4 protein-coding genes are annotated in these 6,371 nt (G+C 64.8%); all 4 read left to right on the top strand.

Going from position 1 to position 6,371, the window contains the following annotated elements; all coding sequences use genetic code 11:
* Positions 1-178 precede the first annotated feature (178 nt).
* The gene (locus tag IEZ13_RS32485; RefSeq protein WP_229795344.1) at positions 179-3,361 is read left to right on the top strand and encodes an SbcC/MukB-like Walker B domain-containing protein; all 3,183 of its coding nucleotides are present in this window, start codon (positions 179-181) and stop codon (positions 3,359-3,361) included.
* Entirely contained in the window at positions 3,358-4,509 is a 1,152-nt protein-coding gene (locus tag IEZ13_RS32480; RefSeq protein WP_183223311.1) for a DUF2399 domain-containing protein, read from the top strand. Before IEZ13_RS32485 ends, IEZ13_RS32480 begins: the two co-directional genes overlap by 4 nt.
* A gap of 387 nt (positions 4,510-4,896) precedes the next feature.
* Positions 4,897-5,451 carry a hypothetical protein gene (locus tag IEZ13_RS32475; RefSeq protein ID WP_183223309.1) on the top strand — a complete coding sequence of 185 codons (555 nt, stop codon included), beginning with the start codon at positions 4,897-4,899 and terminating at the stop codon, positions 5,449-5,451.
* A 413-nt stretch (positions 5,452-5,864) separates the two neighbouring features.
* Complete coding sequence (locus IEZ13_RS32470) at positions 5,865-6,212, top strand: histone-like nucleoid-structuring protein Lsr2 (RefSeq protein WP_183223307.1); 348 nt, start codon at positions 5,865-5,867, stop codon at positions 6,210-6,212.
* The last annotated feature ends 159 nt before the right edge of the window (positions 6,213-6,371 follow it).

The raw sequence follows: 6,371 nt of genomic DNA, 5'->3' as shown, positions 1-6,371 counted from the left end.
GCGGCGTGCCGGCGACCACATCAGTGAGGCGCAAGGACTTCAACACCGCGCAGACGAAGATGCCGACCTTGCCAGTGCTGCGGCGGAGGCCCTTTCGCAGGCCGGTGAGCTGCACCGGGTGCAGCAGGCCCGACGTGACGACGAGGCTGCGGCATTCGTTGGTCAAGTTCAGCTGTGGGTGTCGGGCCTGCGTGTCCTTGTGCTGGAACCTGATGAGATCCCGGACCTCGCGGTCGCTCGCGATGGCGACCTTTCCGCCTGCGCGCTCCGTGTGATCGGCGCCCAGAGACGAGTGGAACCTTCGCTGCGTGACCAGATCATGCGGGCCGAACGCGATGCCGAGGAGCTCGGCGCCGAGCGTGACCAGCTAGTCGTCGAGATCGCTGACCGTGAGACTGTCCAGGCGGCGCCGCCCGCACCGGGTTGGCGGCCCGACCGAGCCGGCAAACGAGGCGCGGCGTTCTGGGATCTCGTTGATTTCGTGCCATCAGTCACCGAGGACCGGCAGGCTGCGATCGAAGGTGCCTTGCTTGTTGGCGGGCTCCTGGACGCATGGGTCGATCCTCACTGCCTGGACGCTGGGCCGGGTGACACTTTGCTTCGACCAGCGGCGGCGGTGAACGGGCCCAGCCTCGCTGATGTTCTTGTGGCGCACCCGAGTACCGATGTCAGCGCCGAGCACGTCGAGCGGATTCTGCGTGGTATCCCGTTGAGCGCTCCTTCGGTCGACGGCACCGTCTTGGCGGCAGACCAGTGGCATACGCCATGGCTGACGGCGGCGGCGCCACCGGGGTGGCAGCCCCAATACATCGGTGCAGCCGCACGGGCCGAGCGACAGCGCCGGGAATTGGAACGGCTGCGCGCGGAGCTTGCCGAGCTGGAGCCGCGGGTGCGGGCAGCAGAGGACAAGGCCGTCGAGCTGCGAGAGCTTCTCACCGTTCTTGGCCAGGAGGCGCATCTGCCGAACTTCGATAGCTTGCAACGCGAACGCGACCTGCTGGTCAGGGCCAACGCAGCCGTGGTCGCGGCCCAGGCGGCCAACCTTGAGGCCACGACCCGGGCCGGCATCAGCGCCACAAAAGCCGAGGACGCCTGGCAGACAGCGGCCGGCTCGTGTGCAAACGCCCGCGTTGCGGTCGACACCGCCGCCGTCGAAGCGGCCACACACGCATCCGCGACAGCGATCCGGCGACTGCACGAGAGCCGGACCCTGGCCCAACTTCTCGTCGCGGCCCAGGCGGCCAACCTTGAGGCCACGACCCGGGCCGGCATCAGCGCCACAAAAGCCGAGGACGCCTGGCAGACAGCGGCCGGCTCGTGTGCAAACGCCCGCGTTGCGGTCGACACCGCCGCCGTCGAAGCGGCCACACACGCATCCGCGACAGCGATCCGGCAGCTGCACGAGAGCCGAACCCTGGCCCAACTTCTCGTCGCCGCGATGACCAGTCGCACGGCCAGGGCCGGTGAGAAAGCGGCGCTCGACACGGACGCTGACGCCATGCAGCTCGCCCTGACACAGGCGGCGCAGCGCGACAGGCAGGTCCGTACCAGCCGAGCGGCACTGACTCATTTCACCGACCTGGAGGCCTGCCTGGAGGCGCTCGCCGCGTCCGAAGCCGACAAGGACCAAGCCGAGGCAGCCGAGGGGCGAGCCCGCGGCGACTTTGAACAAGCCCGCGCTGCGACCGACCTCGCCCGCGCCGAGCGCAGGCGGGTGGCTACCACGCAGGACGGTCGCCAGCTGCCTGTCGAACGTGGTGCGCTCGACGAGTTCGAGGCAGATGTTCGGCGGCTGGCCGCCTCCTGCGCTGCGTGGAGCAGCAGCAGCGATCGGCTGCAAATGGAACGTGGTCTTGCCCAGAAGGCCGCCCGAGTGGCGGCCGAAGCCCTTACTCAAGCCGAACGTGCCGAGGCTGAAGCCAAAGACAAGCGGGAGTCCGCCGACGAGCAGCAGTACAAGCTCGATGAGGAAACCCGGCTGTACGAACAGCCGTATCTAGATCTGGTCGAAGAGCTCCGCGTCAACACATTGACCCAGGAGGAGCTCGGGAGACAATCCAATCATCACCGGGAGCTGAGCCGTGCGGCGGAGATTTTACTGGTCCGCCTCGAAGAACAAGCAAAGAGGGTAGCGGCCGATCTCGACGCAGTCCACGAGAGGCGGCGCATCGCCGACGAACAACTCAACGAGCTGTTTGATCACGATATGATCGCCGACATCACCGACGGCGACAGCTACCGGCGTCCAGCAGACTTTCAGCAGAGTATCGAGCTCGCTCAGCGATTGACGCGGCACACCAATGCCGAGCACGCTCGCGACCAGCTCAAGCGTGAGGGATACCTCCTCAACACCGAACTGCGTCGCGTAGCCGATGTCTTCCTGCGTATGGGCCGTCACATCATCGACCAAGAATTCGGCACCGGGGGCCTGCGACGGATCGTTCTCGCCGACAGTGCCAACGCCGCAGAAACCGGCAATGGCATGTCGCTCAGGCAGGCTGTTAGCGACATCAGCGGCCGGCTCGAACGTCTGCAAAACGATTATGACGAGCAATTACGCAAGGAAATCAAGGAGTCGTTGCTCGTGCAACTCCGCGGTCAGATCCTCACCCGAATCCAGCTCGCTCACGACATCGTTGACGGGATCTCCGACACACTCAAAGGCGTGCGAACCGGCGTCGAGAATGTCGGCGTCCGCATCGCATGGGCCCCTCGGACCGACGATAACGAGGCCGCCGAAGCGCTGAAACACATCCAAAAGCCTAACGGCGACGGCAACTACGACGACATGTACGACTTCTTCGCGACGCTTCTGAGGACCGAATCCGGCAATGAGACAACCGCCGAGCGGATAGCCCGCGTCTTCGACTACCGCAACTGGTTCGCCTGGAAAATTGAGGTCACCCACAAGGCCTTCTCCGACGACGCTCACCCCGGAGAGGTATTCAAAGAAATCACCAGCCGCAAAAACCCGCTCGACACCTTGTCCACCGGCGAGAAACGCCTCGCCAGCATGCTGCCGCTACTCGCCGCCATCCGCTCCTTCTACGCGACTCCCGGCCACAGTGGCCCTCGCATCGCCTATATCGACGAACTCGACGCAGCGTTGGACAAAACCAACCTGCGCACGCTACTTCACCTTCTTCGCGACTGGGACTTCGACGTCATCTCCACACTGCCCAGCATGAACAAACTCCTGGTACCCGAGGTACGGTCGACCGCCATCCACAAGATCATCAAGAGCGCGGGCGGCTCACGGCTCACCATCCCGTACATCTGGGACGGGATGGGGTTACCCCAGGCTGTGCGCATCGCTGCGCCAGCAGCCCACGACGGCGACGAAGGCAACGCCACCGCATGAGCGACCTGAACGACCCTCAGCTCTTGCCCCTGTGGCAGGCGATCAAAAACAGGCTGATCTTCACCGGTGACCTTACGAAGATCCGCACTGTCAGAGTCGAGCTCAGCACCGCTGGACTTGCCCGGCTGAACGGCTGGTTCGCCCAGAGCCGGGCCGCCAGGCTCTCCGCGAGCAACGGCTGGGTGAGGATTCCCCTCGACAAGCTCTCAGCAGCGTTAGGCCCTGACACGGATCTCCTCACCGTCCTGCGCAGCACTGTCGGGCTGCCCGATGTCCTCCAGCCGAGACGTCGCCTACAGACAATGAGGGATGATTTCTGGACCTCTGCCGAACTCCGTCTACCCAAGACTCCCGCCTTGGTGCAACACCTGAGGCTCGGCGGGCTGACCGACACCACCCTCGAACAGCGCGGCCGACTGATCGACGCGCTTGCTCGCGCTCACAACGTGCTTCCTTTACGGCGGCCCGCTCCCCTGCCGAGACTCGCCTATCACTGCGCCAGGGATCCCCACTACTTCGACTTCAATCACCCGGGCAACGGCTCCAAGCTCGTCCTGCTTGCCGCCGAACTCCTCGGCGAGAAGCCCACAGCCGCCAGAACCCCGCTCGAACGCTTTCACCTGCTGACTCGCTGCGGCATCGTCCCTGACCGCATCAGCAGCACCGCGATCGTGCTCAACATCGATGCTGTCGGGCACAGCCAGATCGACGATGTCGTGCGCCAAGCACGGGCAGCAGCTCGGCCCCTGCATCTCAGCCTTCACGATCTGACGATGAACCCACCGACCTTCTCCGCTGCCGAACCGGTCCGCGTGGTCGAGAACCCATCCGTTCTGGAGGAAGCTCTGATCCGCCGCTACCGCGGCCCGTTGGCCTGCACGTCCGGCACGCTGTCAGCCGTCGACCACTGCTTTCTCCAGAGGCTGGTCGATGACGGGGTTCCCATCGTCTACAGCGGTGACGAGGACTCCTCCGGCAGGCTGATCGCCCGGGCCGTCCACAACCTCTACGACGCAGAACCACTGATCGTGGACTCTCTGCCGGAGAGCAGCTCCGCTCCCGAGTCTTTGATCTACCAGGAGGATCACCGCATTCTCGATGCTCTGCTCGGTGTGGACTCCAGCGACCCACTTCGAGAAAGGCCATAGCTAGAATTCATGGGCCTATGTCCGAGGCGCAGCATCCGGACGGCGGTCCGGGACTTGCGGAGCCGGCACCCCGGGCACCTACATCAGTGAGCCGATGGTGCTCGTCATCAGCTCGGCCAAGCCCACACTGACGGTGAAGGAGCCGGAGCTTCTGCTGGCGGCGTGTCCGCTGGGCGAGGTGGCCCGTTCATCGCTGGCCTGAAGATCGCGGCATAGCAGCGGCCGACCTTGCCTGCCAACAGATGGCATCGACGATTGATAAGAATAGATCATGCGTCGCAACGCCCGCAGTTGCACCGGCGCGGTCCGCACCGGCGCAGCCGTCCGGTCAGCCGCGGCCGGTTGTGATGGAGTCGGGCGGAGGGTTCAAAATCGATGATCAGGTGCATGGGATGCGGGGCCGTCAACGGCGTGAAGCGGGTGGCGGTGATCTGTCGCGATGAGCGGGAGATCGTGCGGGTGGATGGTCTGGCTGTTGGCTATGCCAGTGGTGCGGTGTTGCCGGTGAGCGCGCGGACGGTGCGGGTGAGTGGGCGGGCGCGGATGTTGGCGGCGCCGCGGCGCCCGAAGTCGGTGGCGGTTCCGGCTGTCCTGCTCGTCGGGGTGGGCGTGTGCGCAGTGGTTGCCGTGGATTCGGTGTTGTCGACTGAGGGCAACTGGGGTGTGGGGCTATTTCTTGTGCTGCTCGGGGTGGCGGCGGCCTGGTGTGTCGCTGTGTTGCGAGCACGTCGGGTCAGTAGTTCGGTGACGCAGCGCGATGTCGGCCGGGCGCGATGGTTGTGGCAGCGGTGCTGGTACTGCGGCCGGTGCGGGATGGTGTCGGTGATTGATCCGGCAGTATCGCGGCTGCTGCCCGCTCGTGGGTTAGCGGCGGCGTTGTTTCGGTTGGCATCGGAACTGTCCTGGGGCCCGGCGGCGGAGCGGGGTGCTCGTACGGGTTGACAGCTGCATAGGCCTGGATACCTGATCCGGGCCTATGCAGCTGATATGGGCGGGAAGGTTCGGTTCTTCGTGTGGTCGTGGTGAGGGCCGTGCAGGCCGTGAGCAGACTTGTCCGGCAGCGAGTGCGTTAATGCCAGGTAGGTTGTGAGGCCGGTCGGCTCTTCGTCTTGGCTCGGTTAGTGCAGCGCTGCGGGGGGCGCGCGTGTGGGTGGGGCTCGTCCGCTGAGGCTGCGTTCGCGAACCGTTTCCGCCTTGCCTTGCCGTGGAACTTTATGCTGCAAATTGCTGCGAGGAGCGGGTAATAATCACTTCCGCTTTGCGGAATGTGATTCATGGAACGCCGTCCGGGGCGGCTGGGATCTTTTTGCACCGCTATTGTTGATGATATTGGTCGGCGCGTTTGGAGTTGAATTATGGCGAAGCAGATCATCACCGTACTCACGGATGACCTGAACGGCGAGGCAGCGGACCGGACCGTCGAGTTCGCGTTGGACGGGATCAGCTACACGATCGACCTGTCTGATCTGAATATCGGCAAGCTGCGTAAGGCGTTGGAGCCGTACATCGCTGCGGGCACTCGCCATGGCCGTGTGGGTGGCGGTTCGGGGCGCCGGAGTCCGGCGAGGATGGAGGCGCCTGTGAGGCGGTCGGGTCGTGACGAGAACAAGGCGATCCGGGAGTGGGCGGCGAGCAACGGTCACAACATTTCTTCGCGTGGCCGCATCCCGACTGAGGTTGTGCAGGCGTATCAGTCGCGCTGATCGCGGGCTATTCGGCATAGCGACGCTGCTGCGGATCCCACGGGGGAAGGATCCGCAGCGGCGTCGCTGTCTACGGTAGGGCGTTCGATGGTGTTGCCGGCATAGCGGGTTCGGCAGTTCCGGCTCATCTAAATGACGTCCACCGGTCGGGTACCGCCT

The organism is Actinoplanes campanulatus (genome assembly GCF_014647795.1).
In the GTDB taxonomy this organism is placed as follows: Bacteria; Actinomycetota; Actinomycetes; order Mycobacteriales; family Micromonosporaceae; genus Actinoplanes; species Actinoplanes campanulatus.
Note: the sequence above shows the minus strand (reverse complement) of the source record. Positions and strands in the feature narration are given on the sequence as shown.